The 26,026-nt window shown below is 59.5% G+C and carries 26 protein-coding genes; 15 read left to right on the forward strand and 11 right to left on the reverse strand.

Translation table 11 applies throughout. The features are described from left to right. Window positions 1-123 precede the first annotated feature (123 nt). From MOV74_RS04110 to MOV74_RS04125, 4 genes are all read left to right on the forward strand, one after another. On the forward strand, window positions 124-1,122 hold the full coding sequence (locus MOV74_RS04110; RefSeq protein WP_246918168.1) for a fumarylacetoacetate hydrolase family protein: 999 nt from the start codon (window positions 124-126) through the stop codon (window positions 1,120-1,122). Between the two features lie 104 nt (window positions 1,123-1,226). Further along, window positions 1,227-2,006, forward strand: coding sequence for an enoyl-CoA hydratase/isomerase family protein (locus MOV74_RS04115; protein ID WP_246918170.1), 780 nt, complete (start codon window positions 1,227-1,229; stop codon window positions 2,004-2,006). Window position 2,007: 1 nt separating this feature from the next. After that, window positions 2,008-3,273, forward strand: coding sequence for a CaiB/BaiF CoA-transferase family protein (locus MOV74_RS04120; protein WP_249796514.1), 1,266 nt, complete (start codon window positions 2,008-2,010; stop codon window positions 3,271-3,273). Between the two features lie 141 nt (window positions 3,274-3,414). Then, entirely contained in the window at window positions 3,415-3,906 is a 492-nt protein-coding gene (locus MOV74_RS04125; RefSeq protein ID WP_246918174.1) for a helix-turn-helix domain-containing protein, read from the forward strand. Here the strand turns inward: MOV74_RS04125 and MOV74_RS04130 are convergent. From MOV74_RS04130 to MOV74_RS04140, 3 genes are read right to left on the reverse strand one after another with little or no spacing between them, the layout of a single operon-like run. After that, on the reverse strand, window positions 3,886-4,740 hold the full coding sequence (locus tag MOV74_RS04130; RefSeq protein ID WP_246918176.1) for a xanthine dehydrogenase family protein subunit M: 855 nt from the start codon (window positions 4,738-4,740) through the stop codon (window positions 3,886-3,888). The two genes, MOV74_RS04125 and MOV74_RS04130, sit on opposite strands and share 21 nt — an antisense overlap. Continuing rightward, window positions 4,740-7,109: a xanthine dehydrogenase family protein molybdopterin-binding subunit gene (locus MOV74_RS04135; RefSeq protein WP_246918178.1), complete on the reverse strand. Its 2,370-nt coding sequence runs from the start codon at window positions 7,107-7,109 to the stop codon at window positions 4,740-4,742. Before MOV74_RS04135 ends, MOV74_RS04130 begins: the two co-directional genes overlap by 1 nt. Next, complete coding sequence (locus MOV74_RS04140) at window positions 7,106-7,597, reverse strand: (2Fe-2S)-binding protein (protein ID WP_246918180.1); 492 nt, start codon at window positions 7,595-7,597, stop codon at window positions 7,106-7,108. The genes MOV74_RS04135 and MOV74_RS04140 overlap by 4 nt, the downstream gene beginning before the upstream one ends. A gap of 150 nt (window positions 7,598-7,747) precedes the next feature. Here MOV74_RS04140 and MOV74_RS04145 point away from each other — a divergent pair, with 150 nt between their 5' ends. Continuing rightward, window positions 7,748-8,239: a helix-turn-helix domain-containing protein gene (locus MOV74_RS04145; protein WP_246918182.1), complete on the forward strand. Its 492-nt coding sequence runs from the start codon at window positions 7,748-7,750 to the stop codon at window positions 8,237-8,239. A gap of 202 nt (window positions 8,240-8,441) precedes the next feature. Here MOV74_RS04145 and grxD read toward each other — a convergent pair whose 3' ends face one another. Continuing rightward, window positions 8,442-8,771: a Grx4 family monothiol glutaredoxin gene (gene grxD, locus MOV74_RS04150; RefSeq protein WP_246918185.1), complete on the reverse strand. Its 330-nt coding sequence runs from the start codon at window positions 8,769-8,771 to the stop codon at window positions 8,442-8,444. Window positions 8,772-9,067: 296 nt separating this feature from the next. Between grxD and MOV74_RS04155 the strand changes: the two genes are divergently transcribed. Both MOV74_RS04155 and MOV74_RS04160 read left to right on the forward strand, forming a co-directional pair. Next, window positions 9,068-10,765, forward strand: coding sequence for a long-chain-fatty-acid--CoA ligase (locus tag MOV74_RS04155; protein ID WP_246918187.1), 1,698 nt, complete (start codon window positions 9,068-9,070; stop codon window positions 10,763-10,765). A 197-nt stretch (window positions 10,766-10,962) separates the two neighbouring features. Continuing rightward, window positions 10,963-11,421, forward strand: a complete 459-nt coding sequence (locus MOV74_RS04160; RefSeq protein WP_246918189.1) for a helix-turn-helix domain-containing protein — start codon at window positions 10,963-10,965, stop codon at window positions 11,419-11,421. 63 nt (window positions 11,422-11,484) lie between these two features. Here the strand turns inward: MOV74_RS04160 and MOV74_RS04165 are convergent, their stop codons facing one another. Both MOV74_RS04165 and MOV74_RS04170 read right to left on the reverse strand, forming a co-directional pair. Next, window positions 11,485-12,462 (reverse strand): NAD(P)H-binding protein, encoded by a 978-nt coding sequence (locus MOV74_RS04165; protein WP_246918191.1) that lies wholly within the window; start codon window positions 12,460-12,462, stop codon window positions 11,485-11,487. Window positions 12,463-12,528: 66 nt separating this feature from the next. Further along, on the reverse strand, window positions 12,529-13,470 hold the full coding sequence (locus MOV74_RS04170; RefSeq protein ID WP_246918192.1) for an alpha/beta fold hydrolase: 942 nt from the start codon (window positions 13,468-13,470) through the stop codon (window positions 12,529-12,531). Between the two features lie 221 nt (window positions 13,471-13,691). Between MOV74_RS04170 and MOV74_RS04175 the strand changes: the two genes are divergently transcribed. Beyond that, on the forward strand, window positions 13,692-14,360 hold the full coding sequence (locus MOV74_RS04175; RefSeq protein WP_246918193.1) for a TetR/AcrR family transcriptional regulator: 669 nt from the start codon (window positions 13,692-13,694) through the stop codon (window positions 14,358-14,360). Between the two features lie 101 nt (window positions 14,361-14,461). On the opposite strand, the gene MOV74_RS04180 is transcribed toward MOV74_RS04175, so the two are convergent. Beyond that, the gene (locus MOV74_RS04180; protein ID WP_246918194.1) at window positions 14,462-15,394 is read right to left on the reverse strand and encodes a LysR substrate-binding domain-containing protein; all 933 of its coding nucleotides are present in this window, start codon (window positions 15,392-15,394) and stop codon (window positions 14,462-14,464) included. A gap of 43 nt (window positions 15,395-15,437) precedes the next feature. Between MOV74_RS04180 and MOV74_RS41235 the strand changes: the two genes are divergently transcribed. The 7 genes from MOV74_RS41235 to MOV74_RS04215 all read left to right on the forward strand — a co-directional run bounded on the left by MOV74_RS41235 (window position 15,438) and on the right by MOV74_RS04215 (window position 22,722). Then, window positions 15,438-15,920 (forward strand): hypothetical protein, encoded by a 483-nt coding sequence (locus tag MOV74_RS41235; protein ID WP_404979112.1) that lies wholly within the window; start codon window positions 15,438-15,440, stop codon window positions 15,918-15,920. A gap of 33 nt (window positions 15,921-15,953) precedes the next feature. Beyond that, window positions 15,954-16,910: a hypothetical protein gene (locus MOV74_RS04190; protein WP_246918196.1), complete on the forward strand. Its 957-nt coding sequence runs from the start codon at window positions 15,954-15,956 to the stop codon at window positions 16,908-16,910. 530 nt (window positions 16,911-17,440) lie between these two features. Further along, on the forward strand, window positions 17,441-18,262 hold the full coding sequence (locus tag MOV74_RS04195; protein ID WP_246918197.1) for a class II aldolase/adducin family protein: 822 nt from the start codon (window positions 17,441-17,443) through the stop codon (window positions 18,260-18,262). Between the two features lie 37 nt (window positions 18,263-18,299). Beyond that, a complete protein-coding gene (locus MOV74_RS04200; RefSeq protein ID WP_246918198.1) occupies window positions 18,300-19,091 on the forward strand; it encodes a class II aldolase/adducin family protein in 792 nt (263 codons plus the stop codon). A gap of 172 nt (window positions 19,092-19,263) precedes the next feature. Continuing rightward, window positions 19,264-20,475, forward strand: coding sequence for an ABC transporter substrate-binding protein (locus tag MOV74_RS04205; RefSeq protein WP_246918199.1), 1,212 nt, complete (start codon window positions 19,264-19,266; stop codon window positions 20,473-20,475). 118 nt (window positions 20,476-20,593) lie between these two features. Further along, window positions 20,594-21,538, forward strand: coding sequence for a ketopantoate reductase family protein (locus tag MOV74_RS04210; RefSeq protein ID WP_246918200.1), 945 nt, complete (start codon window positions 20,594-20,596; stop codon window positions 21,536-21,538). 20 nt (window positions 21,539-21,558) lie between these two features. Beyond that, on the forward strand, window positions 21,559-22,722 hold the full coding sequence (locus tag MOV74_RS04215) for a lactate 2-monooxygenase (protein WP_246918202.1): 1,164 nt from the start codon (window positions 21,559-21,561) through the stop codon (window positions 22,720-22,722). Here MOV74_RS04215 and MOV74_RS04220 read toward each other — a convergent pair whose 3' ends face one another. From MOV74_RS04220 to MOV74_RS04235, 4 genes are all read right to left on the reverse strand, one after another. After that, on the reverse strand, window positions 22,723-23,601 hold the full coding sequence (locus MOV74_RS04220; RefSeq protein WP_246918210.1) for an alpha/beta fold hydrolase: 879 nt from the start codon (window positions 23,599-23,601) through the stop codon (window positions 22,723-22,725). 134 nt (window positions 23,602-23,735) lie between these two features. Continuing rightward, a complete protein-coding gene (locus tag MOV74_RS04225; RefSeq protein ID WP_246918204.1) occupies window positions 23,736-24,896 on the reverse strand; it encodes an iron-containing alcohol dehydrogenase in 1,161 nt (386 codons plus the stop codon). A gap of 305 nt (window positions 24,897-25,201) precedes the next feature. Beyond that, window positions 25,202-25,459: a DUF3551 domain-containing protein gene (locus MOV74_RS04230; RefSeq protein WP_246918206.1), complete on the reverse strand. Its 258-nt coding sequence runs from the start codon at window positions 25,457-25,459 to the stop codon at window positions 25,202-25,204. Window positions 25,460-25,507: 48 nt separating this feature from the next. Beyond that, on the reverse strand, window positions 25,508-26,026 hold a 519-nt coding region (locus MOV74_RS04235), incomplete at its 5' end, for an efflux RND transporter permease subunit (RefSeq protein WP_246918209.1).

The following is a 26,026-nucleotide window of genomic DNA, read 5'->3' on the forward strand; positions in this document are numbered from 1 at the left end:
ATCGCCGGGTGACAATCACGCCACGCGTCCATTGCTCGTCTGGCCATATAACTTGCAAAACAAAAGCCATGCGATATGCTCAGCGTTAAGCAACGAGAGAATGTCAGATCATGGGAGGGGCTCTTGAAACTAGCTACCTATCGGTCGAACGGGCGAAATAGGGTCGCGTTGGTTCATGCCGGCGATACACGGCTGTTCGATCTTGCTTCCGCATCCGAACGCGCCGGCAAGGCAAATCCTGCCTTCAATTCGATGGTCGATCTCATCGACGACTGTGACGCGTCACTCGATACGGCGTCGGACCTGTTCAGCCGATACGGGCAGGATCGAGATCTATCGTCCGATATTGCCGCATCCGAACTTCTCGCCCCGCTGCCGGAGCCGCGCCAAATGCGAGACGGCATGTCTTTTCCGGTGCATATCGTTCAAGCTCCGATCGGGCACCTCAAGTTCCAGGCGCGAAAGGCCGGTGACGCGGTTGAACTCGCTCGCCTTCAGGCGGCGCCTCTGCCTGAATTGCCGGAAGTCTATCGCAAGCAGCCGATCTACTACATCACGAACCGCTTCAGCGTCGGAGGCCCCAACACCACTGTGAGATGGCCCCGCTATAGCCAAGTGATGGACTACGAGTTGGAGTTCGGCATCATCACCAAGAATAGGGGCGCGAACATCTCTGCAGCGAAAGCGCGCGACCACATATTCGGGTTCACGATCTTCAATGATTTTTCCGCGCGCGATGCCCAGCGGGTGGAGATGGAAGGCAGGCTGGGGCCGGCCAAAGGCAAGAGCTTTGACGGCGGCAACGTGCTCGGGCCCTGGATCGTGACGCCAGATGAAATAGGCGATCCCTACAAGCTCGCCATGGAAGCGCGCGTCAACGGTGAGACCCGTTCGCGAGGCACAAGCGAGGGCATGCTATTCTCGTTCGAAGAAATCATCGCGCACGTGACACGGGATGAGACGTTGATGCCGGGTGAGTTCATCGGCTCGGGTACTGTCGGCAACGGCTGTGGTCTCGAGCTTGGATGGTACCTCGAGCATTCGGATACGATCGAGCTCGAGGTAGAGAAGATCGGTGTCTTGAGAAATAGAGTCGCACGCCAGGATGCGCCGGAAAATTGAGGCTTGCAAAATGCAAGTCATGATGTGACAATCGTCTATAGAAAATAATGACCCGTTACGGAGCGGCGTCGACCAGGGAGGCGGCTTTGTCTGAAGAGGCATTGGTGACGCGCGACGAGCGCGGAAATATCTCGGTATTGACCATGGTCTATCGGCCGTACAATTTGCTCGGCCCCAAGTTCCTCAATGCGATCGTTCAGCAGGTTGAGGCGGCTCAGAAGGCCGGAAGCCGTGCTATCGTCATCCGCAGCGGGTTGCGCCATTTCTCAGCCGGAGCGGATCTGGATATTTTCGAGACCCAAGTGGCGGCCGACGATGCCGAACGGAGCGGCGCGAATTTGCGGCGAACGAACGTCGACTTCCTGCGCTTTATGGAGCTGTTGCCGGTTCCGTTGATTGCGAGCATCCACGGTGTCTGCCTGGGTGGCGGGCTCGAACTCGCTTTGTCCTGCGACTACATCATCGCGGCTAGTTCGGCAAAGATCGGCTCGGTCGAGGCGACGCTGGGGCTGCATCCGTTGCTGGGGGGGATCCAGCGTCAGGTGCAGCGGATCGGCGCGCAGCGTGCCAAGGAAATGTCGATGTTGGCGCGCCGCTACGACGCACCGACGCTGGAGAAGTGGGGTCTGATCAATCTAACTGTGCCGGAGGAGTCCTTGGAGGCTGCGACGATGGCTATCGCGGAGGAGTTTGCGCAAGGCCCCACGGTCGCGCATGCCGCAACCAAGGAGCTCGCTTATATCGCAGTTAACGAGGGCGTCGCGGCCGCCGACGAAGCAATGGCGAGAGTACAGGCGCCGATATGGGCGTCGGAGGACCTGAAGACCGGCCTTGCGTCCTATCGCAAGAATGGTCCTGGTCTCGCAAAATTCGCGGGGCGGTGACATGAGCGGCCCCCTCAGTGGAATTCGAGTCGTGGATTTCTCCCGCGTCCTGGCGGGCCCCCTGTGCGCGAGGACGCTGCAGGATCTCGGCGCCGAGGTCATCAAGATCGAACCGCCGAGCCCTGATGTCAGTCGGTTCGCGTTTCCGTCAACCGACGGCATGTCAGGCTATTACGCGCAGCAGAATGCCGGCAAACGCAATGTCAGCATCAATCTCAACCTGCCGGGCGCCTATGAATTGGTTCTGAAGCTCTGTGACACGGCGGACGTCGTGGTCGAGAATTTCCGCGCTGGCACGCTCAATTTCTTCGGGCTCGACTACGATACGCTATCCAAGCGAAACCCGAAATTGATCTACGCGTCCATCACCGGATATGGGCAGGGCGGCCCCTGGCGCAGCCGGATGGCGTATGCGCCGACCGTGCAGGCCGAGGCCGGCTTCACTCATAACAGTATTCGTCACTACGGCGAGGCGTTGACCGAGCCGCGCACCGACAGTCTCTCGCATGCGGACGTCTACACCGGATTGCAGGGAGTGATCGCGATCCTCGCGGCTCTCAACAGCCGGCAGAAGACCGGGCAGGGCCAGTACGTAGACATCGCCATGGCGGCGACGCTGCTGGCGGTCAACGAGCGAGCCCACGTCGATCTGTCCGACGACGACATCGGAGCGGAGCCGGCGGTGCTGGGGGCGACCGACTGCTCGTTCTTCATCGGGCCGCAAGGCGAAGAGTTCACCGTAGCAACGAGCATCATCGGCAGCCTGACGTTTCCGTCTTGGCTGAGAGCGATGCGCCGTGTCGATCTGATTGAGGATCCACGGTTCGCCACTGCGGCCGCGCGCCGGTTGAACTTCGGTCTGCTGCACCAGATCATCCAGTCCTGGATACTGACATTCCCGGACATGGCGACATTGGACGCGCAGTTTGACGAAGCCAAAATCGCGATGGGCGAGATCCGCTCCATCAAGGAGCTCGCATCTTCCGAGTGGAGCGACTATTGGGGCGCGGTCCAACGGGTGCCCGATCGAAGCGGCGGGGAATACCGGTTGCCGGGACGACCGTGGCACTTTTCCGGAGACCAATTGTCGCCGATTGGAGCGCCGGCCTTCCAGGGGGAACACAACTTTGCGGTTTTCGGCGAACTCGGCATCAGCGAAGAAGAGTTGAAGCGCTTGAGCGAGGCAGGCGTTCTGGTCTCCCATAGGCGCGCCCTGGAGACCGACGCGGCCGCCAATACGAAAAGCGAGCCCGGACAGGCCGCCTGAGGCATAGACGCGAAGAAAGGCTCGAACTGGACATACACGAATCCCGCTCGATTTGGTATGGGCTGGGTTTGGAGGTGAAAGCCTATGTCCAGTACGAAGCAGGGCCGTCTCGCCAACAAGGAATGCTCCGTTGCGCGAGCGATGGAAATCGTCGGGGACCGCTGGTCTATCCTGATCTTGCGGGAGGCGTATTACGGCGTGAAGCGCTTCGACGAGTTCGAGATGTACGTCGGAATCGCCCCCAACATCCTGAGCGCCAGGTTGAAGAAGCTTGTAACTGCCGGTGTTATGAGGCGGGTACCTCTACCCGAACATTCGGGCCGATACGAGTATGTCCTCACCGACAAGGGCCGCGACTTTTTTCCGGCCTACCTTGCGTTGAAGAAATGGGGTGACGACTGGCTCGCGGAGTCAGAGGGACCGCAGGTCGTGTTTCTCGATCGGGCGGCGGGACGTCCGATTGAATATCCGGAGCTGAAAAGAGCGGACGGCAAGCCTTTGCGGCTCGAGGACGTCGAGATCGTCCCCGGCGCGGGTGCCGTGCGCTTCAATCGAGCGCGATTTGGCGGCGCTCCAGGCGGCCGCAATGTCGCCAAAGCGGTGGGGGCCGTCTCAAGAGGAAAGCGCAAGTAGAGCTCGCCCGAGCTCGATCCTGATCAGGTCCGCGCGATATTCGGCCGGTGCATATCGGTCCGAGAGACATTCGGTGATGTCACCGACCATCTTGGCGGCTTCGCCGATGTTGTCCTGGGAGAGAGCCTTGCCGATCAGGAAGTCGGACGCTGCCTTGCCCACGAAGGCGTGGTTCGCTGCACCGGTGATGCCGATGGAAACGTCGGCGACGATATCGCCCTGCAATTGTACGCCTGCTGCGACTCCCACGACGGCAAACCCGCTCGCCGGATGTCGGATCTTCCGATAGGTGTAACGAGTGCCGGATTTCGGCCGAGGGATGTGGATAGCGGCAAGAACTTCGTCTGGCTCCAGGGCCGTCGTGAAAATATCGACGAAAAAGTCTTCCGCCGGAACGGTGCGACGTCCAGCTGCGCCAGCGATCTCGATTTCCGCCCGCAGCGCCAGAACGACGGCTGGCCAGTCTGCCGCCGGGTCGGCATTCGCCAGCGAACCGCCGATCGTGCCGCGGTTACGTACCTGGGGATCCGCGAGAACGCTGGCTGCCGCCCGGAAGACCGGGAATATTTGATTCAACGGCTCGGAAGCTAACAGCTCAGCGTGGGTCGTAAGCGCGCCGATCTTGACGTGGGTTTCGCCGATTTCGATCCCCTTGATCTCGGAGATGCCTCCGATGTCGATCAAAAGCTCGGGCGAAGCCAGCCGCAACTTCAGCGCTGGAAGCAGGGTATGGCCGCCAGCCAGGAGCTTCGCTCCGTCGGGATTGTCGCGCAACAGCTCGATCGCCTGGGCGAGGGAAGACGCGCGGACATACTCGAATGCAGCGGGGATCATCAGGCGGCTCCTGCGCGTGCGTTGCGTACTGCGGCCCAGATTCGTGGGGGCGTGAGAGGCATATCGAGATGTTTGATGCCGAATGGCGACAACGCATCGAGCACGGCGTGGACCATGCAGGGCGGAGCAGCGATCGAGCCGCTCTCACCGATGCCCTTCACGCCGATCGGATTGGTCGGCGACGGCGTTTCCTGGAATAAGGATCGGATGTTCGGCACATGCTCGGCGCGGGGAACGGCATAGTCGAGCAGCGAACCCGTCAGGAGCTGTCCATTCTCTGGGTCGTAGCTGACTTCTTCATAAAGGGCTTGAGCGATACCCTGCACGACGCCGCCATGGATTTGGCCGGCCGCCAGAAGCGGGTTGATCAACGTCCCGACATCGTCCACCGCGACATAGTCGAGAATGTCGACCGTTCCGGTCTGGGGATCGACCTCGACATAAGCGAGGTGGACCCCTGACGGTGCGCCCATGCCGGTAGGATCATAAAAAACCGTCTCGTCGAGGCCGGGGGCCACCCCGTCAGGCAACTTATGGCCGACATATGCCATGCGCGCCACCTTGGAGAAGGTCAGTGGGGCGATATCGGTGCCGGGTACGGTGAATGCGCCCGCCGAATAGGAAACATCCTTCTCGTCCACCTCCAACATGCCCGCGGCGATCTTCTTGGCCTTGGCGATGACCTGGTGAGCAGACACATGAACGCTCGATCCGCCGACCGCCATGGAGCGTGAGTTGAACGTGCCGTGTCCGGCTTGCACCTGGCGCGTGTCGCCCTGAACGATCTCGATGTCGTCTATCGGAATTTGCAGAACGTCCGCAGCGATTTGCGAGAGCGACGTGGCATGGCCTTGCCCCTGGCTCATTGAGCCGGAGTAAATAGTGGCCCGGCCACTGGAATCAATGCTGACGCGAGCGCTTTCCCAGCCTCCGCGGTTGAACCCGCCGGGAGCCAAACGGCGTGATGGAGCCATGCCGCACATATGCGTGTAGGCAGCGACTCCAATGCCGCGGTAGATGCCGGTCCCGCGCAAGCGCTCGCATTCTTCACGGCGTCTTTCATAATCGAATGCTTCGAGCGCTTTGTCCAGCAATGCCTGATAATCGCCGCTGTCGTACATCACGCCGGTGCTGCCATACGGCCGGTAAGGGAAATCCGACGAATGAAGCAGGTTCTTTCGTCGGACATCCACTTGATCGAGATTGAGATGACGCGCCACGGCATCGATGGCGCGTTCCGCAATGTAAGCTCCTTCGGGCCGGCCATAGCCGCGGTAGGCGTCTACTGGCACCGTATTGGTGACGACGACCCGGGAAAATGCTTCGTAATTGTCGATCTTGTAGGTCCCGGTTCCGAAGTTGACCGTGTTCACGGTCGGGCCGCCGGTCGCCATGTTTGACAGATAGGCTCCGACATTCCCAAGCGTACTGACCTTGAGGCCGAGTATCCTTCCATCGTTCGTGAAAGCGACCTCGATATCCTCGGTATGGGCGCGGCCGTGGCTGGTTGATTGATGGCTCTCCGAGCGAGTCTCCCACCACTTCACCGGTGTGTTCAATTCGCGAGCGAGATAGGGGCAGAGCAGATCTTCCGGGTACAGATGCATCTTGGCACCAAAGCCGCCCCCGATATCGGGCGCGACCACGCGCAATTGATGTTCGGGAATGCCGACTGTCTCCGCGATCCAGCGCCGGTGCATATGAGGAACCTGGCTGCCGATATAAACCGTGAGCGTGCCGTCGGGCTCTGGTGCGGCGATGACCGCGCGCGTCTCCATGCAAGTCGGAATCAAGCGGTTATTGATGACGCGAAGACTGATGACCTGATCCGCTTCCCGATTTGCCTTGGTGTAATCGCCCCCCTTGACCTGGTAGAGGGTCGTGACGTTGCCCGGTACGTTCTCGTGAAGCTGCGGCGCGCCCCGCTGGACGGCGGCCGCCTCTTCGGTCACCGCGGGCAGCACCTCGTAATCGACCTCGATCAGCCCGACTGCATCGTAGGCCTGTGCCAGCGTCTCTGCCACCACCAGCGCCACGCATTCTCCGACGAAGCGAACGCGGTCGGTCGCGATCACCGGGCGGACCGGCACCTTGCTGCCGGGAATAATCCAGTTGGGCACGATAGGACCGATCCTATCGACAAGCGCCTCGCCGGAAAGAACCAGGCGAACTCCGGGCGCCGCTTTCGCATGCGACAGATCGATGCTGCTGATCGTGGCGTGCGCGTGCGGCGATCGGAGTATCGCCATGTGCAGCATGCCTGGCAGCTTGATGTCGTCGACGTAACGACCCCTGCCGGCGAGCAGTTTGCGGTCCTCGCGTCGCCTGAGCGGCTGGCCGACGTGTCGTTTTCCGGTCGAAATGGTCATGCCACGTCCTCCTTCGATGCGAGGCTTTCGACGGCGCGCACGATGTTATGATAGCCGGTGCACCGGCAGATATTTCCGGCAAGACCGTGTCGTATCTCGCGCTCGCTGGGATTGGCGTTTTCTTTCAACAGATTCCGGACGCCCATGACCATGCCTGGCGTGCAGAAGCCGCATTGAAGCGCGTGGTGATCTTGAAACGCCGCCTGAACACGGTCGAGGCCGCCACCGCCGCCGGCCACGCCCTCGATCGTCGTGATGGACGCGCCATCGGCCATCACGGCGAGGACAGTGCAGGATTTCACCGCTTGTCCATCGATCTCGACGGTACAGGCACCACATTGAGAAGTGTCGCACCCAACATGCGTGCCGGTGAGGCCGAGATCCTCCCGGATGAGATGGACAAGCAATCTGCGCGCCTCGACGGTCACTGTCCTGCGCGAACCATTGATCTCGATTGTCACTTCATGCGGAACGGCTTGGACCGGCATAATTCCTCCCGCGGTTGGTTTGATGCTTTACTTATAGTCACTCTAATAATAATAGTGACATTCGGCAAGAGCTTTTTGCCGCCGCCCCCGATTTCGGATGCGGTACCTCTGCCGGGTGCCTTTGTGTGACTGTGAATGGGCCAATGACGGATGCGATTGAAAAGCTTTGAAGGAATGGCGTGTTCGATCGCCGGCGTACTGGACGCCGTCGGGGACCGCTGGGCCTTTTTGATCCTACGTGACCTCTCGTTGGGGATAAGCAGGTACGAGGATCTGAGGAAGTCGAGCGGCATTACGCATGCCACCCTGTCTGATCGGCTAAAACATCTCGAACGAAACGGATTGATCGAGCGTCGTCTCTATCAGACTGGACCCGATCGTTATGAGTATTTCCTGTCCATACGAGGCTGGGACGTGGCTCTCGTGATTCAGGCGCTCGCTCAGGTCGGCGACAAATGGGCAGTGACCGGGAGCGCCGGCCCTCCACTCGAATTCATCAACAAGAGCGGGGGCAGCCGGGTGAAGCTAGCGATTGTTGATGAAGATACGGGTGCGATGGTCCGCTTGAGGGATGTTCGGCCGAAGGCCGGCCCGGGCGCCGACGACCTGGTGAGATGGCGGATATCCAAAGTCGCACCATAGCGGTCGAACAGGCTTGTGGCTCGGCGGGCGCCTATGGTGTCGCCGGTCGTTCAATCGCGAACCAGAGGTGAGCTACGTCCTTGCAACGAGTATTGCAATCGGGCGCTTGGACGATCAGCGTCCTGAGCTGCTGGCGCCGCTGGCATCATGACAAATGAAAGGGCCCGCCAAGCAGGCGGGCCTTGGTGTTGTTGCGGCTAGCTCAGGACGAGTGCGCGACTTGCTGCTCTTGCGACAGCAAGTGTTGCAATTCGCCCGACTGGAACATTTCCGTGACGATGTCACAGCCGCCGACGAATTCGCCGCGCACGTAGAGTTGCGGAATCGTCGGCCAATCCGAGTACGCCTTGATTCCTTGCCGCAATTCCTCGGACTGGTAGATGTCGTGCGACTTGTACGTCACGTCCAGATGATCGAGGATCCGAACGACCTGAGCCGAAAATCCGCAGGCCGGCGAGCTCGGCGATCCCTTCATGAACAGCACGACTTCGTTTGCATTGACCTCGCTGGTTATGAAGTCTGCGATCGTCATCGGTCTTCTCCTGCCGTCTGTCAGCCCCAGGTCGATATAATTCGCTGAGAACGAAAGGGCGCCCTGGCGGATACGCCCTTTGCGATCAACGTGGTCAGCCGAGCGAGATCTCTCGCGGACCCGGCTTCGCTTCCCGAACGAGCAGGATGTCACTTGAATTTTAATAGAAAGTCAATACTGAAAAGGAACTTGGGAATTCGAGGTCCCGGGCTAATATCGTCGCTCGGATAACCGAGGCTGGCGCATTCGGCGGACAGATCGAGGCCACAAAGTCGGTCCGTACCAAGGGGGAAAACGTGCAACGGTTCTGGCTGGAGAATTATCCCGACGGCGTGCCGGCGGATATCAACGTCGATCAATTTCCGTCATTGATCGAAATGTTTGAAGCGAGCTTTGCGAAATTTGGAGACCGTAAAGCGGCCATCTGCATGGACAAGGCAATCACCTACCGCGAGCTCGACGAGATGTCGGGTGCAATCGGCGCCTACCTGCAGAGCAAGGGCCTGGCAAAAGGAAGCCGGGTTGCGGTGATGATGCCGAACGTTCTCCAAAATCCGATTGCTGGCGCGGCGGCTTTGCGCGCGGGCTGCACGGTTGTGAACGTCAACCCTCTCTACACGCCTCGAGAGCTCGAGCATCAGCTGATCGATTCGGGCGCGGAAGCGATCTTCATACTCGAGAACTTTGCTTCGACCTTGGAAAAAGTGCTGCCAAGAACGAACGTCAAGCACATCGTCATTTGCTCGATTGGGGAGTTGCTCGGTCCAAAGGGGATTCTCGTAAACCTTGTCGTGCGCAAGGTGAAGAAGATGGTCCCTGCCTATGCGCTTCCGAGCGCCGTCTCGTTCAAGAATGCGCTGTCGGCAGGCCGGAAGATGAAATTGAGGAGGCCTGATATCGGCCCAGACGACGTTGCCTTCCTGCAATACACAGGAGGCACCACCGGCGTCTCGAAAGGAGCGACCTTGCTCCATCGCAATTTGGTGGCCAACGTCCTTCAAATTTATGCCTGGAGCGAGCCTGCCTTCCGCAGTGTTCCCGCAGGCGAACCTTTGCTGACGGTCTGCGCGCTGCCGCTGTATCATATCTTCGCGCTTACCGTTTGCTTCTTATTCTCGGTGCGGATCGGCGGCGCCAATCTTCTTATCGTAAATCCGCGGGACATCGATGGCTTCGTCAAGGAGCTCCGCAAATACAAGATTCACAGTTTTCCGGCCGTCAACACGCTGTTCAATGGGCTCCTGCGCCATCCCGACTTCAAGAACGTGGATTTTTCGCAGCTGCGGATGGCGATCGGTGGAGGAATGGCAATTCAAAAGGCTGTCGCGGACAAGTGGCTCGCGGTGACGGGCTGTGTCCTTTCCGAAGGCTACGGACTTTCCGAGACGTCGCCGACGCTGACGGCCACGTTGCCGACCATGACGGAGTTCTCCGGCACGATCGGCTTGCCGCTTCCTTCGACCTATATCTCGATCCGCGACGACGACGGAAACGAGGCCCCGATCGGAGAAGCCGGCGAGATCTGCGGAAAAGGCCCACAGGTGATGCCCGGCTACTGGAACAGGCCTGATGAGACCGCCCGGGTGATGACCGCTGACGGGTTCTTCCGAACGGGTGACATCGGCGTCATGTCGGCCGACGGCTTCACCAAGATTGTGGACCGCAAGAAGGACATGATCATCGTTTCGGGCTTCAATGTTTACCCGAACGAAGTGGAAGCGGTCATCTCGAGTCACCCAGGGGTGCTGGAGTGTGCCGCTATCGGTGTGCCGGACGCGAAATCCACCGAGGCGGTGAAAGTCTTTGTTGTTCGTGCCGACCCTCAGCTGACCGCGGAGGAACTCGTCAGTTTTGCCGGGACCCAGTTGACGCCATACAAGGTTCCGAAGCTGATCGAGTTCAGGTCTGAACTCCCGAAGAGCAATGTCGGGAAGATCTTGCGCCGCGAGCTGAGGAGTGAAGCGCAAGTAGGCGGCGGGCCGCAGGCTTCATGAGAACTGGGCGGAGAACTTCACGTCACCACAAGGACGAAGATTGATCGACAGGCGCGGGAGGTGTTGCAAGCTCCTGGCCCGTGACTTCGGAGCTGCGACCGTGCCAGAGGACCATGGCTCTCGGCACATTGGCGTAGTTCCAATTCCAGGAATATTGACTATATTTGGACAAGATAAGGACTTTAGGACCCATTTGGATGGCAAGAAATAGCCTCGACGTAACTTGTCCGGTAGCCCGTACGCTCGACATCGTCGGCGCGCGGTGGACGCTCCTCATCATCAGGGACTTGCTTCCTGGCACCATGCGCTTTCAGGATCTTCAGGAGCGTCTGCCCCGCATGGCTCCAAATGTGCTCTCTGATCGTTTAAAGATCCTTGAGGAACACGGCCTCGTGCGCCGCGAGTTCTACAGCGATCACCCTCCCAGAGCTGCCTATACCTTGACGGATCCGGGCCGCGAGCTCGGCGTCATCGTATTGGCTCTCGGTCGATGGGGCTTGCGGCACCTCGGTGGGAAATTGAATCCCGGCCTGCAGCACGATGAGTGCTTCCGGCACCTGCAGCAAGCCTCCGAGGCCTTGATCCGCCGTCCGGTGCAACGAGTGAAATCCGGAGGCAAGTCGGCGGCGAAGGGAGCGAGAGACGCAAGGAATTGAGCCGCGAGCCACCATGCGAGTGGTCCGGGATGTAGCTTCAGAAAGCATTTGTCTCGATCAGCCTTAACCGCGGGCTTCGAGGAGCCGGGGCGATCGCTCCAAGGCCCATCTGAAGCTCTTCGGAGCGCGTCCGAGCAGATGTTCGAGCTCGCCGGTGACGGCCTCATACCGTCCACTTGCGGCCAGACGGGTGATAGTCCTCAGGTGCTCCGCGGTGTGCGGAACGCGAGTTGCCAGTGCTCCATTGATGTAGGCCTCGATCCAGGCGTTCAGATCCTGAGGAACGTAGGAAACGGGCCTTCCCAACGTCGCGGCGTAATCCCCGGCGAAGCCCTGCATGTCCTTCGCCTCCGGGCCGGTGAGCTCGTAGGTTTTTGATACGTGCGCCGACGGATCGATGAGGATTTTGGTGCAGACCTCGGCAACGTCGTAGGCGGCAATCGGGGCGATCTTGTGCTTGCCGAAGGGGAGGTGAAGCTCGCCTGCACTCAGCAACTGCTTGAGCGGAAACCAGGCGAGAATCGGATTTTCAACGAACATCGTAGCTCGGATATTGACGACCGGCAGACCGCACCAATTCAGAGCTTGTTCGGAGGCCCAATGGGCTCTCTGCTGCGGCGACCAGTCGGTGACAAGTCCTCCCAACCACTCCCGCCGTGCCTCAAAAGGGGCCGTCATCCGCGTGAAGTCCATATAGGACTGCTCGAACTCGGAAATATTGAGAAAAACCTCGAGGTCTCCTTGGGCTCGCGCGGCGGCTGCCATCAAGATCGTTGCGTCGGTGTAATAGGGGTTCAAGCTCATGCTGAAATAGACCCGGCGACAGCCCTTCAGGGCGGCCGCAACATCAGCGACGTTGAGTAGATCCCCCACGAATATCTCGGCGCCGAGCTTTCGAAGCGCTTGTGCCCTCTCGTCGTCCTTACGTACGAAGGCACGCACCGGATGCTTCTTCTCGATGAGCATGTTGATCATCGTTTTGCTGATGGAGCCCACGTCTCCGCCGGCACCGGTAATCAAGATGGGACACGGTTTGGACATCGCCTCTTCCTATTGGAGGACCTGACTGGGTTTGAACGGAAAGGCGGGCCGCGCGGCGCCTTGCCATCAGCTCTTGAGGAAAGGCAAAATGCGGCTCAAAACCGCCTCGGGCTTCTCGAGATGCAGGAAATGGCCGACGCCGGGCATCACGACGCGTTCGAAGCCTTTCGTGAACGCTGCAGCCATGTCGTCGCTGAGCCGCGCTGACATGCAGCCGTCCTCCTCCCCGTGTAGATAAAGAGTTGGGACGGCAATCGGGCCGTTCGCGCGAGCTTCGAGGGCCTGCGCTTCCACTTCGGGTGGCGGGGTAAACAATTGCCTGTAGTAGGCGAGCGTCTGGGGCACGACTCCGGGTTGTCTGAACGTTTCGATCAGCGCCATGCGATCCGAAGCCGGCATCGTGTAGCCGGGCGACCACTCCCGCCAAAGTCGATCGAGGAAAGCGAAGTCGTTGAGCTGAACGGCCGGTTCGGCAAAACGCGTGTGGAAGAAGAACATGTACCAGCTTCGTCGCTGTTGATCTCCGTCGGCGACGAACGCCTGCGACAAGCCTTTCCCATAGGGGACCGCCAGCCCTACAAGCTTGCGGATCCGCGACGCATCGAGACTTGCCGCGGAATAGGCCGCCCGTGCCCCAAAATCGTGACCGATGACGTAAGCCTGCTCGACGCCCAAAGCTTCGATGAGGGCGAGGACGTCCTGTCCGATGGCAGCGGCACGGTAGGATCCGTCGGGTGCGGCGCCACCGGCCCAAAATCCGCGCAGCGCCGGAGCAACGGCCCGATATCCCTCCTGCGCGAGACGGCCTAGGACGTGAACCCAGCTTTGCGAATGATCGGGAAAGCCGTGCAAGCATAGCACCAGCGGGCCGTCGCCGACTTCGAGGACTGGAAACTCCAGTCCGTTGGCTCGAACCACCCGCTTGCGGACCTCGTTCGACCCAAAGTTCTGGCCCATCTGCACCGGAGCACCGGGGCGATCGGGCGAAGGCGCAGCAGTCCTTGTCATTGCCAGGTCCTCGTGAATTCTGGATGATGCTTATCATCCAGAGCCGGAGGTGCGTAATTCATTGTTGAATAGGCGTGGCAGCAGCTTTGCCGTGTTGGGCTGCACTGGGTTGAATTACGGTGAGCCGGAGTGGCGATTGGACCAGCAGAGGGCCGCACACGGGGCGCGGGGATGTGGTCGCGTATTTCGATCGGCCAATCGCTCGTTGATGGCGAGACATTATGCGGTACGAGAAAGGTCATGGAGCCGGAACGTCGGCCCGTATCGTTGAGTGCGCTTCGGCGCGCATTCGCGAGCGGGGGATCGAAAGCATCAAGGTCGCCGGGCTCATGAAGTCTGCCGGTCTGACGCACGGCGGCTTCTATCTCCATTTCAAATCTCGTCGTGATCTGATCGAAAGAGCTTTCGCCCGGGCCATGGACGGATCGGTGGAGCAATGGCGGAAGCTGGCGGATCGCTCAAGTCGGGACGAACTGCTTTCGAGCATCGTCGACTACTACCTCACGGATCGGCAGCGTAACGATGCCGCGGGCGGTTGCGCGCTTCCCTCGCTCGGTGCCGAGGCCTCGCGAGCCGGTGTTGGCATCAAAAGGACGTTTTCAAGCGGCTTGAGGGAGATCATTGACCTCCTGTCGGAGGACGTGAACGGCCCGTCGAAGCGAGAAGCGATTGCCATCGTATCCGAGATCGTGGGTGCCTTGCTGTTGGCCCGGGCGGTGAATCATCCGGGATTCTCATCGGAAATAATGAGCGTGGCTCGCGAGTATGTTCTGGGCAACCAGCGGCAGGTCCTCGGAATCGCGAAAGTGCCGCGTAAATTCTCGACGCGGACCAAGCGCCCGAATGCGAAGAGGCCGCAGAAGCGCGAAAAATCCAAGCATCTGCCGTGAAGAAGACCCACAAGGCCTGTGTTGCGGAGCCAGCGAACTCGGCACTGTGCAATACGCCGGATAGCGGAGTTGGACAGAACTCGCTCAAGAACCTCGATTGTTTAAACGCCCAACTTCCTTGAATCAGTCTCCAAGGCCTTGGCCACCACCTTCAGCCATTTGTGGACGGCCTTGATCTTCTCAGACGAGCCGTCGACCCCCCGGTGGGTGAAGTAGAAGTCCCTCAGCGCCATGCTTTTCGAGCCCCATTGTGCCATGACTGTCAGGGCGCCGCTGCTGACCAGCGGAGCGATCAGGGGAAAAGGCGCCAGCACGACGCCCATCGATGACCTGGCCATCTGTATGGCCGTCAAAAGGCTGTCGCCGACCAGGTCCGGTTCCTTAGTGGCGACCTGTGGTTCGTACTCCTCGAACCATCTTGGCCAGAGTTCTGGCGCCGTGGCGACCTTTATCAATGGCAGCTTCGTCAAGTCTTCCGGGTGCTGAATTGGGGCGAAGCGATCCAATAGCTTCAGGTCCGCGCATGGGGCAGCGCGCGACCTGAGCAGCCTGTGATAGGTCAGGCTGCCGAAGGGCGGCTCGCCGAATTGGACCGCGGCATCGATGTTGTCTCTCTCGAAATCGGCCAGTGTATTCTTGGCCTCCAGTCTCAAATCAAGCCCCGGATTATCGATGCGGAATCTCTCAAGGTGAGGGAGCGCAGCAAGCATCGCGAACGTAGGGGTTACGCTAACCCGGACGATAGGACCCCGCTTTCTATCCTCCAAGAGGTCGCTTGCGCGAAACAATTCGTTGAAGGCGCTCAGGACGGCACTGGCATAGATCGCCCCGTTTTCAGTGAGTTCGATGTTCCGGCCGTTGCGCTGAACCAGTTGAATCCCGAAGTGCGCTTCGAGCGTGCGAATTTGATGCGTGATCGCGGACGGCGTGAGGTTCAGACTTTCGGAAGCAAGTTTCACGCTGCCTGAGCGTGCAAGAGCTTCGAATGCGCGCAGGCTTGCCAAGGGGGGGAGAGGTGATGGTGCATTCGACATTTTGTCGTGAGCCTGATTCAACGATCCGCAATCGAATTCAGTTGTGTTCCTGCTGTCTGTTGGCCAGCTTAGCGGAAGCAAGCGACGCTCCATAGCGCAATTTAGACCTTTATGGGCGCCGTCGAAAAAAGGCTGCGCCTTCTACAACGATCACAGTCTTTATGAGGACTACGGCCGGGCGCGGTCGAACTGGACGATTTCCAAGGAGAAGCTCGTCTTTTCAGTCACGCTTCTCAGGCGCATCGATGGACGACCCGCCCTTTACCGACTTCACGAGCCGGTTCGTCAACTCTCGTTAGCGGATGGCATGACGCGGCCGGCCCGAGAGCTTCCCGTCGGCGCCAATCGCGGTTATGTCGGCCTCACGAGCGAGCCTGCTCTGCTCAATGACGTCAATAAAGTGCTGACTGATTTGCAGGCTACAGGAACAGTGGCGGAATTGGGCCGGGCAGCGGGCTTGACTTATCTTCCGCCACGCGAGCCGGCAATCCTGGGGGAAGCGTGGCTCAAGACCCCTCAGAAGTGAACGTCGACCATACACGCTAACTCGGAGGAGCGCATGTCAGTTAAGAATACCGACTTGTTTCAAAACCTCGCCCGAATGGCCGTCGCAGCGATGGTGAGCATAGCCGGGGCCTCATTTGCAAATGAGGCTCGATCGCAGATCGCGATTCCATCTGGCTCCCCGTTTCCCGAAAGCCTGGCAGCGACAACGGATGGAACGCTCTTCGTCAGCAGCCTGACTAACGGCGGGATTGCGCGCGCAAAGCCCGGCGCCTCCGAGGCCGAAGCCTGGATCAAGCCCGGGACATTCGATACGCGATCGACATTCGGCGTTCTCGCCGACGAGAAATCAGGCCTTCTTTGGGTCTGTTCGAACGATGCCACCCCGCTCGGCGTCAAAGGTCCCAACACGATCGAGGGCTCGTTCGTCAAGGGATTTGATCTCAAGACCGGAGAGGGAAAAATCAGCGCCCAATTGCCCGCGAAACCCTCGATCTGTAACGATCTCGCGATTGGGCCGGACGGCGCGCTATACGTCACGAATACCCTGCAGCCACAGATCCTTCGCTTGAAGAAGGGGTCTTCCGAGCTTGATATCTGGGTCCAAGACGACAAGCTGAAGGGTGGCCTTGATGGGATTGCCTTCGGACAGGATGGAGCCTTGTACGTCAACACCTTCCAAAGCGGCGAACTCTTCCGCATCGAAGCCAAATCGGGAGTCGCCGGCGCGGTCACGAAGCTTGAGACATCACGCCCGATCAAGTTTCCGGACGGTCTTCGGGCAGACAAGACCGGGTTCGTGATGGTGGAGGGTGCCGGTCCGCTTTCGAGGGTCACGATCGTCGGGGACCGGGCCGAAATTGACACGATCAAAGAATTCGCTGGACCAACAGGAGTCGCGCGCGTCGGCAATATGCTTTGGGTCGTGGAAGGCCAGATCGGCTATCTCATGGATCCCTCCAAGAAGGGCCAGACGCCGACCTTCCAGTTGCGTTCAATCGACGCTCCCTGACCAACACGCCCCCCGGAGCTCTGCCGGGGTGGCAGTAGAAGTCTGACATTTGCAGCGGTCGTCCATCGATGGAGCTCGCTACTGGCGAGCCACACGCGGGAAGAAATTTCAGCGACGAATCTTGGCTCGACTTAAGACCAACTCTTGGCCCCCGCCTCGAACTACACGACGCGCTGGGATATCCGTATCTCGGGACGCAGCCATCTGATGTCCCAGCATGGCTCCGAATTGCGTCGACCAGCGGCATCAGAGTTGCCGCTGCGACGACCAGTCTGCGAGTGTTGATACATCGAGGTCGAGGCCTTCCGGCCTGAGACGTCGCGCTGACGATAGATCGGCATCACCAGCCGCTGAGCGCAGTTCAACGATCCACAATCGATTTCAATTGTCTTTTCGCTGCTTGCTGCCAGCTTAGCGGCAGCAGCGGACATTCCATAGCTGAACCTGAACTCTTATCAGCGCGGCGTCGAACAATCTCCGTCACTGTGCCGCGGCCCCTTACGCGGCATACTGAATACGAAGGAAAAGCGATGAACCAACATCACCTACAGGATCAACATGCTGGAGCCGTAACCAAGATCGGTGCGGGGCTGCCACAGCCTCCTGTCTTCAAGTCCTTGGCTGAAGAGAGGCAGCACAGAAAGGAACGGCTGGCTGCCGGACTGAGGCTCTTTGCGAAGTTCGGATTCGATGAGGGTGTCGCGGGCCACATCACCGTGCGTGACCCCGAGTTCACGGACACGTTCTGGGTCAACGGCTTCGGGATGAGCTTCGGTTTGATCAAGGCGTCGGATCTCATTCGGGTCAATCACAAGGGCGAGGTCGTCGAGGGCAACCATCCCGTCAATGCCGCAGCTTTCGCGATTCACGCAAGCGTTCATGCGGCTCGTCCAGATTCGATCGGTGCGGCGCATTCGCACTCCACGTATGGCCGGGCGTTCTCAACGCTGGCTCGGAAGCTGGAGCCGATTACGCAGGACGCCTGCGCTTTCTACAACGATCATGCCCTGTACGAAGACTACGGTGGCGTGGCGGTCGAAGTGGACGAAGGCCAGCAAATCGCCCAGGCGCTGGGGTCGCACAAGGCGGCTATCTTGCAGAACCATGGACTTTTGACCGTCGGACAGAGCGTGGATGAGGCGGTCTGGTGGTTCATCACGATGGAGCGGTCGTGCCAGGTTCAACTACTTGCCGAGGCGGCGGCGGCGAGAACCGGCCAAGCTCTCAAGATCATTCCCGAACAATCTGCCAAACAGGCTTTCGCTATCCTCGGTTCGTCCAGGACAGGGTGGTTTCAATTCCAGACCTTGTACTCGAAGATCGTAAAAGAACAGCCGGATCTGCTCAACTGAGGTGCCGGCCAACGACAAAGGGCCTTGGAGGGATCGCATGAACATCCAAACTTCATCTGGAGACATCAGCCGAAATGCCGTGGCCGCCGAAGAGCGGCTGGTCCGCGAGGACCTCGCTGCCCTCTATCATATCTTTTTCGATCTAGGCTGGTGCGAGCACATCTACAATCACATCACGGCCCGCGTGCCGGGTCCTGATAAGCACTTTCTGATCAATTCGTTTGGGTTGGCGTACAACGAAGTCACGGCCTCCAATCTCATCAAAATCGATCTTGACGGGCACAAAGTTGTGGACCTTCCGGGGCGCGTCAACGCGCCAGGCTTCACGATCCATTCCTCGGTTCATGCCGCGCGCGATGACGCTCATTTCATTGCCCACACGCATACGACGGCCGGTGTTGCTGTTGCGTGCACGGAAGACGGACTCTCGCATCACACCTTTTACGGCGCGATGCTCTATGGGCAAATTGCGTATCACGATTTCGAGGGCATTTCGACGGATCTCGGCGAGCGCGAGCGTCTCGTAAAATCGCTCGGCAACAAGAACTACATGATCCTGAGGCATCATGGTCTTCTGACGTGTGGGAGGACTGCCGCCGAGGCACTGTTCCGCATGACGGTCCTGCAACGCGCATGCGAAGTGCAACTCGCGGCTGCAACGTTCGGCAAGAGCTGGCGGCCGTTGTCGGAAGAGATTTTGCATCGTACGACGCGCCAGATGCAGAGCGAGGTTGCAAAGGGCTTCGACGAGAAAGCCTCCTTTGGGCAAGATTCATTCGAGGCTTATCGTCGCGCGCTGGATGCGAAGGGTGCGCGCTACAGGGACTGAAGCGCGCCTGCCGCGAGGTTTTCGCGCGGGGGGGCTGCCGAACATGATTGTTGGAAGACAGCAAGGACGAGTCAAAGCCGATCTTAATACGTGCGCAACCCCGCCGTCAGATGCGGGGGCGGAATGGAAACGCCATTGACGCCGAGAGCGTCTCATTGTGGGGAAAGTATCGATGTGGAAGAAAAGAGTCGTGCTCGCGACGCTGATGCTTGCAATCGCGCCGGTGTCCTTTGCGCAGAAGGCCGCGGCCGAGGATCCAGTCGGGGTTACCGCAACGGAGATCAAGGTCGGCGCGACGTTTCCTTTCAGTGGTCCTGCCTCGGCCTACGGCAATTTAGGCAAGGCATTGATGGGCTATGTCGAGTTTATCAATGACAAAGGAGGAGTTAACGGCCGCAAGATCAAGCTGATTGCACTCGACGATGCCTACTCGCCGAGCAAATCTGTCGAACAGACCCGCAAGCTGGTGGAAAGCGAGGAGGTCGCATTTTTGTTCAGCCCGCTTGGGACGGCAAGCATTTCTGCGAACGTGAAATACGCCAACTCCAGAAAGGTGCCGCACCTCTTCGTTCTTTCAGGCGCGAACAAATTCACCAACCATGCCGAGTATCGTTACACCACGACCGGGCTGCCGAGCTACGATACCGAGGGTAGGGTGTATGCGAAATTCATAACCGAAAAGATGCCGGGCTCGCGCATCGCCATCCTCTACCAGAACGATGATCTCGGGAAGGATTTTGTCGGCGCTTTCCGCTCCTACATGAAGGACGATTTCGGCAAGCTGGTCGTGACCAAACCCTACGAGGCGACCGATCCGACCGTCGATTCTCAGGTCGTGTCGCTCAAGAGCTCGGGAGCGGAAGCGTTCTTTATCGCGGGGTCGCCGAAGTTCACGGCGCAGGCTCTCCGTAAAATCCGCGAAATCGGCTGGAACCCTCTGACGCTCATTATCAATTCAACCACCTCCGTAGCGGGTACGCTTGCGGCGGCAGGCCTCGACAATGCCAAGGGGGTGGTATCCAGCACGTTCCTGAAGGATCCGATGGATCCGACATGGGAGCACGATCCTGGGGTAAAAAGCTATCGTGCGTTTCTGGCCAAATACGTTCCAGGCGGCGATGTAGCAGAGACGCTCTACATTGCCGGTGTCGTCCAAGGCGAAATACTCGAGAAGATTCTCAGGCAGTGCGGCGATGACCTGACGCGCGAAAACATCATGAAGCAGGCACTGAACTTGAGGAACTTCTCACCTTCGATGGCGCTCCCCGGCAGCGCCATCAATACCGGCGAGAACAATAATCAGGCGTGGACCTCGCTCCAGCTCGAGAGCTTCGACGGGAAAAGCTGGATCCCCTTTGGGAAGCTTGTCAGCACCGCGGACTAGGCGCGCCTGTCTGCAAGGCGACGGTCACTGAGGCGCCACTATTGCGCTGCGGAGCCGGACGCCAGGTCGTGCCTTCGGCACGGGACGAAGATCTTGGACATCAAAGAGGAGATGAATCTTGCGGATACTGGTAATCGGAGCCGGCGCTCTGGGCGGATATTTCGGCGCGAGGCTTCTGGCAGCAGGGCGCAACGTCACGTTCCTGGTGCGACCCAAGCGTGCGGAAGCGCTCGCGAAGGGCGGGCTGGTGGTCAAGAGCAAGGTTGGCGATCTGCACCTGGCATCACCTCCGACCGTCACGTCCGAACGGCTGAATGGTCCGTATGATCTCATCATTGTGAGCTGCAAAGCCTACGATCTTGACGGCGCGATGGAGTCGTTTGCTCCGGCGGTGGGCAAGAACTCCGTCATCATACCTCTGTTGAATGGCATGCGTCATCTCGACGTGCTGAACGCCCGGTTCGGTGAACAGAACGTGTTCGGCGGCCAGTGTGCCATCTCAGCGTCGCTTTCGGCCGAGGGCGAGATTTTGCACATGACGGATCTGCACACGCTGAGCTTTGGCGAACAGAACAGGACGCGATCTGAACGTCGCGCCGAGATCGTCGGTGCTTTGTCGGGTGCCGGTTTTGACGCCGAACTCAGCGACGACATTCTGCAGGCCATGTGGGAGAAGTGGGTGATGATCGCCACCATCGCCGGCGCGACCTGCTTGATGCGCGCCTCGATGGGGGACATCGTAGCTGCCGGCGCGTCCGACGTGGTGATCGGGTTGCTTGACGAAGCCAGCGCAATCGCGGCCAAGCAGGGGTTTGGACCACGTCCGGCCTATATCGAGCGCGTTCGTTCCATTCTCACAACGCCGGGCTCTCCACTGATGGCCTCCATGGTACGCGATATCGAGCGAGGAGCACCGACCGAGGGCGATCATATTCTCGGCGATCTGCTCGGTCGCGTCGCGGGAGGCGAGGCCCCGGTCCTCCTCAGTACCGCCTATGCACATGTAAAGGCGTATGAGGCGCGTCGGGCACGAGAGAATCCGCGGCTGCGTTCTGCAGGATGACACGGCCTTGGGAGGTTGGGTTGGTCAATTACGGCGACTATCAGTTCGAAATCTATCGTTCGGGCTTGAACGGGGTGCTACCTAAGCTTCCGGTCGACTTTCGCGAACTCGAGTTACGGGCCCACGCCGCAATGCCGCCGGGGGTCGTATCCTACGTGGCAGGCGGCTGCGGGAATGAGCATACCCAAGATATCAACGTATCTGCATTTGAACGCTGGGGATTGATCCCACGCGCGTTCGTCGGCGCTGCCAAGCGGGACATATCGATCAATCTCTTCGGAATGCGACTCCCGACACCCCTGTTTCTGTGCCCGATTGGCGTCATTGGTTTGTGCGCGCAGGATGGACAGGGTGATATTGCAACGGCAATGGCCGCACGCAAGCTTGGCGTGCCGATGATTGCATCAACCTTTAGCAACGCTCCGCTCGAAGAGGTTGCTTTGGAGTTCGGTGAGACGCCGGGCTTTTTCCAGCTGTATACGCCCACCGATCGTGCGCTTGCCGAGAGCTTGGTCCACCGGGCGGAGGCGGCCGGCTTCAAGGGGATCGTTGTGACCTTGGATACGTGGGTGACCGGGTGGCGTCCGCGCGATCTCAATCAGGCAAATTTCCCTCAGCTCCGCGGGCACGCCCTCGCCAACTATTTCTCTGACCCAGTATTTCGCGGCAGTCTCGCAAAGCCGCCTGAGAACGATGTTCCGGCTGCAATCATGAAGTGGGGGACGATCTTCGGACATCCGCTGACCTGGGATGATCTTCCGTGGTTGCGCTCGTTGACGAAACTGCCGTTGATCGTGAAAGGCATTTGTCATCCTGATGACGCGCGACGTGCCATCGACGCTGGCGTCGATGGCATTTACTGCTCGAACCACGGCGGCCGCCAGGCAAACAGCGGCATCGCGGCGGTGGACCTGCTGCCCGGCATCGTCAGGGCCTCCGGCAACACGCCCGTTCTTTTCGACTCGGGCATTCGCTCAGGCACGGATGTTGTCAAAGCTTTGGCGTTGGGCGCGACGGCCGTCGGCATCGGCCGGCCATACGCCTACGGCCTCGCGCTCGACGGCGTCGAGGGTATCGTTCACGTGTTGCGATGCATCTTGGCCGAGGCGGACTTGCTGATGGCCGTCGATGGATACCCTCGTATCGCCGATCTTCGGCAGTCGGCGCTGCTGCCAGTTGGCTGATCAGCCGGCGAGGAACTTCAGGATAGCTCGCTGCGTGGCATCTGGAGCTTCCTCGCACATGAAGTGCCCAGCCTCGACGGCTTCTCCCGTGACCTGCGGTGCCCAATGTTTCCAGACGATCAGCGGCTGGGCGCCCGAAGCGGCGATGCCGCGGCTTCCCCAGATAACATGGAGGGGCGTCGTAATCTTCCTCCCGGCATCAAGATCGCTTTTGTCATGGTCGAAGTCTGCATAGGCGCCGGCGCGGTAGTCTTCGCAAAGGCCATGCACGCGTTCGGGATCGCGCAACGCGTTGAGATAGTGTGCTACGGCCCGGGAATCGAAACCCTCCGCGAACACGGGGCCGAAGTATCCGTCCGGGTCTCGCGAGATCAGCGTCTCGGGTAAAGGATGAGGCTGAGCGAGAAACGTCCAGTGATAGATGCGAAGCGCCGAAAGACGGCTTAGATTCGTCCAGTAATTGTAAGTAGGCAGTATGTCGAGGACGACAGCTCGCGAAAGGCGTTCGGGATGATCGAGCGTCAAACGATAGCCGACACGTCCTCCCCGGTCATGGCCAACTAGGGAGAAACGAGAGTGGCCGAGACTTTCCATCAGCTCGACCATCGCTCGGGCCATTGCCCGCTTCGTGTAAGGAGTATGGTCTGCGTCGGTCCTGGGAACGTCCGACGCGCCGTATCCCGGAAGGTCAGCGATCACGAGCGAAAACCGCTCGGCGAGTGCCGGAGCCAGATGATGCCACATCACATGGGTTTGAGGAAATCCATGCAACAAGAGAAGCGGCGGACCTTTACCGCCAACGCGCGCAAAAATGCGCCCCGAACTTGTTTTGGCATACACCGACTCAAATCCGGGAAACAAATCAGCGAGAGCAGTCATCTTCACTCCGTCTATTGATAGAAGTGGCTCGAAGACACGCGAGATCGACATCTGCAAAGGGCTTGCATCAAATTGACGCAAGCCGCCCCTCTGCCGATCGCACGCACTTCAGCCCTATCGCGAGAACGATTCAGTTAAGCGGCCATTCGCAGCAGATCGATGATATCGGCTTCGCTCTTGAACGGCCGCGGATTGGCCTGAACGAAGCGATGATTGATCGCAATCTTGCTGATCTTCTCGAACTTGTCTTCGCGGACGCCAACGTCGGCAAGACGCGTAGGTAGTCCGAGGGCTTTGACGAAGCTGCCAAAGGCATCGCCAGCTTCCATATCAGGGCTGCCGAGGGCTGCCGCCAAGCGCTTCTGCGCATCCTCGGTAAAAGCCTTGTTGTACCGAAGAAGGCTCGGCATGATGACGGGCGTGCAATAATAGTGAGGAACATCGAAAGTGCCGCCAAGCACGTGTCCGATGCCGTGGCTTGCCCCCATCGGAATGCGTGCCTGCAGACCGAAAGCGGCGAGCCATGAGCCTTGTTGCGACTGGCGTCGCGCTTCCAAATCATCCGGGTGCTGCAAGGTGCGTAGCATACCCTCGCGCAAAAGACGGATGCCCGCCAAGACCACTTCATCCGCCAATGGCGTGCCTGCCGGCGAGCACAGGGCTTCGATGCCGTGATCCATCGAGCGTGTCCCGGATCCCATCCACAGGTTCATGGGCGTATGAAGGCTGAGGTCGGGATCAAGAATGACTGCCACGGGTGACATCTGCGGGTGGAAGAATATCTGCTTCAGCTTTGTGCGTTCGTCCGTAACGAGCGCACCGGCATTGTACTCGCCGCCATTCAGTGTCGACGGCACTGCGATCTGCCGCACCTTGGGCGCACGGAATGGAGAGAAGGGCACGCCAGGCCCCATAACGAACGGGTCGAAACCCGCTTCATCGCGAATATCGTGCTCCATGGCCATGATGACGATTTTCGCGAGGTCGACTGCAGAGCCGCCGCCGACGGCTACGACCAGATCAGCTTGGGCGTCTCTTGCTTGACACGCGACCTCGGCGGCTTGCTTGCGGGTCGTGTGCTGCGCAATTCCATCGAAGGTCACCACATGCTTGTTGCCGAGCGCACTCCGGATCTTCTCGATCTCATCGGTCTTGGTATTCAAGGTTCGGCTGACCAAGAGGAAAACGCGCTTGGCTTCCAGCCGCATTGCCTCGTCATTCAACGCCTCGGCTGCAGGTTTGCCGTAAACGACCCGATCGATTTCAGGAAAGTTATGTATCCCAACCTTGCGCATTCGTTTCCCCTGGATTGTCTTTGAATGTAGGTCACTTTAGTATTAATAGTGACTGGGTGCAACGGCCATCTTTTCTGGGATGGGATCGAGGCCAGTTCGTGCGGTCGCGAGCCACACAGCGCCAGCTGTAACGTGCGCGCCTGCGAGGGTAGTCAGGAAATTGCATCTCCGGCATTCTCACCCCGGGGAAAGCGTGATCCTGCCGGAAGGCAACACGTTCGGACCCGTGATGCGAGCGGTCGATCAGCCGAGCTACGCTTCGAGGAAGCCTCGCTCGGCCAGAACGTGTAGCGGCCAGCCTTGGTTCAGTTCACGGCCATCGCGGCTTCCCGGGCCGGGTAGGGGCTGCGAGCGCAGCTCCCACCGCGACCGGAAATTACGACGACGCACTGCTCGAGGGTGTCGAAGCTGCATGTCCTCATGTCTGAGGAATGGTCCTGAAGACAGTATCCGTAGGCGTTTGTCGAGGCTGCCGGTGCAACGCTCAAGTAGTCTGCGCCAGCCAGGCCGGCAAAGACAATCGAGAGAAGGGTGAATAGCTTGCTCAAGGTGATCTCCGGCACTCAGGCGGTCAGTGTTCTTGCGCGCCGAAGGACGGCGCGCTTTCCTTTTTATTCGGCGGCCAATGCCGGTCGTGCTTCGGCTTCTTCCACCGTATCCGCTTGCGTTCCATCTGCGGTCGGCTTGATCCGGAACCAGGTGGCATAGAGCGCGGGAAGGAACAGCAGGATCAGCACCGTTCCGACCGCGGTGCCGCCGATCAGCGTGTAGGCCATCGACCCCCAGAACACGGAATGCGTGAGCGGGATGAAGGCCAGCACGGCGGCCAATGCGGTGAGGATCACCGGCCTCGTGCGTTGCACCGTGGCCTCGATGACGGCGTGATAGTCGTCAAGGCCGGCGGCAAGGTTCTCCTTGATCTGTTCGGTCAGGATCAGCGTGTTGCGCATCAGGATGCCCGCCAGTCCGATCAGGCCCAGGATCGCGTTGAACCCGAACGGCTGGTTGAACAGGAGCAGTGCCGGCACGACGCCGACGAGGCCGAGCGGTCCCGTCAGGACGACCATCGCCATCGTCGAGAACGAGCGCACCTGCAGCATGACGACGATCAGCATCGCGGCAATCATGGC

Origin of the sequence: Bradyrhizobium sp. SHOUNA76 (assembly GCF_023006445.1) — a bacterium.
In the GTDB taxonomy this organism is placed as follows: domain Bacteria; phylum Pseudomonadota; class Alphaproteobacteria; order Rhizobiales; family Xanthobacteraceae; genus Bradyrhizobium.

Excerpts from the sequence above, each read along its gene's own strand:
- MOV74_RS04160 (WP_246918189.1), top strand. The coding sequence starts at position 10,963 with ATGGCAAGAAATAGCCTCGACGTAACTTGTCCGGTAGCCCGTACGCTC.
- MOV74_RS04205 (WP_246918199.1), top strand. The coding sequence starts at position 19,264 with ATGTGGAAGAAAAGAGTCGTGCTCGCGACGCTGATGCTTGCAATCGCG.
- MOV74_RS04175 (WP_246918193.1), top strand. The coding sequence starts at position 13,692 with ATGCGGTACGAGAAAGGTCATGGAGCCGGAACGTCGGCCCGTATCGTT.
- MOV74_RS04180 (WP_246918194.1), bottom strand. The coding sequence starts at position 15,394 with ATGTCGAATGCACCATCACCTCTCCCCCCCTTGGCAAGCCTGCGCGCA.
- MOV74_RS04170 (WP_246918192.1), bottom strand. The coding sequence starts at position 13,470 with ATGACAAGGACTGCTGCGCCTTCGCCCGATCGCCCCGGTGCTCCGGTG.
- MOV74_RS04200 (WP_246918198.1), top strand. The coding sequence starts at position 18,300 with ATGAACATCCAAACTTCATCTGGAGACATCAGCCGAAATGCCGTGGCC.
- MOV74_RS04195 (WP_246918197.1), top strand. The coding sequence starts at position 17,441 with ATGAACCAACATCACCTACAGGATCAACATGCTGGAGCCGTAACCAAG.
- MOV74_RS04145 (WP_246918182.1), top strand. The coding sequence starts at position 7,748 with ATGCGATTGAAAAGCTTTGAAGGAATGGCGTGTTCGATCGCCGGCGTA.
- MOV74_RS04165 (WP_246918191.1), bottom strand. The coding sequence starts at position 12,462 with ATGTCCAAACCGTGTCCCATCTTGATTACCGGTGCCGGCGGAGACGTG.
- MOV74_RS04225 (WP_246918204.1), bottom strand. The coding sequence starts at position 24,896 with ATGCGCAAGGTTGGGATACATAACTTTCCTGAAATCGATCGGGTCGTT.
- MOV74_RS04120 (WP_249796514.1), top strand. The coding sequence starts at position 2,008 with ATGAGCGGCCCCCTCAGTGGAATTCGAGTCGTGGATTTCTCCCGCGTC.
- MOV74_RS04125 (WP_246918174.1), top strand. The coding sequence starts at position 3,415 with ATGGAAATCGTCGGGGACCGCTGGTCTATCCTGATCTTGCGGGAGGCG.
- MOV74_RS04135 (WP_246918178.1), bottom strand. The coding sequence starts at position 7,109 with ATGACCATTTCGACCGGAAAACGACACGTCGGCCAGCCGCTCAGGCGA.
- grxD (WP_246918185.1), bottom strand. The coding sequence starts at position 8,771 with ATGACGATCGCAGACTTCATAACCAGCGAGGTCAATGCAAACGAAGTC.
- MOV74_RS04220 (WP_246918210.1), bottom strand. The coding sequence starts at position 23,601 with ATGACTGCTCTCGCTGATTTGTTTCCCGGATTTGAGTCGGTGTATGCC.
- MOV74_RS04130 (WP_246918176.1), bottom strand. The coding sequence starts at position 4,740 with ATGATCCCCGCTGCATTCGAGTATGTCCGCGCGTCTTCCCTCGCCCAG.
- MOV74_RS04190 (WP_246918196.1), top strand. The coding sequence starts at position 15,954 with ATGTCAGTTAAGAATACCGACTTGTTTCAAAACCTCGCCCGAATGGCC.
- MOV74_RS04140 (WP_246918180.1), bottom strand. The coding sequence starts at position 7,597 with ATGCCGGTCCAAGCCGTTCCGCATGAAGTGACAATCGAGATCAATGGT.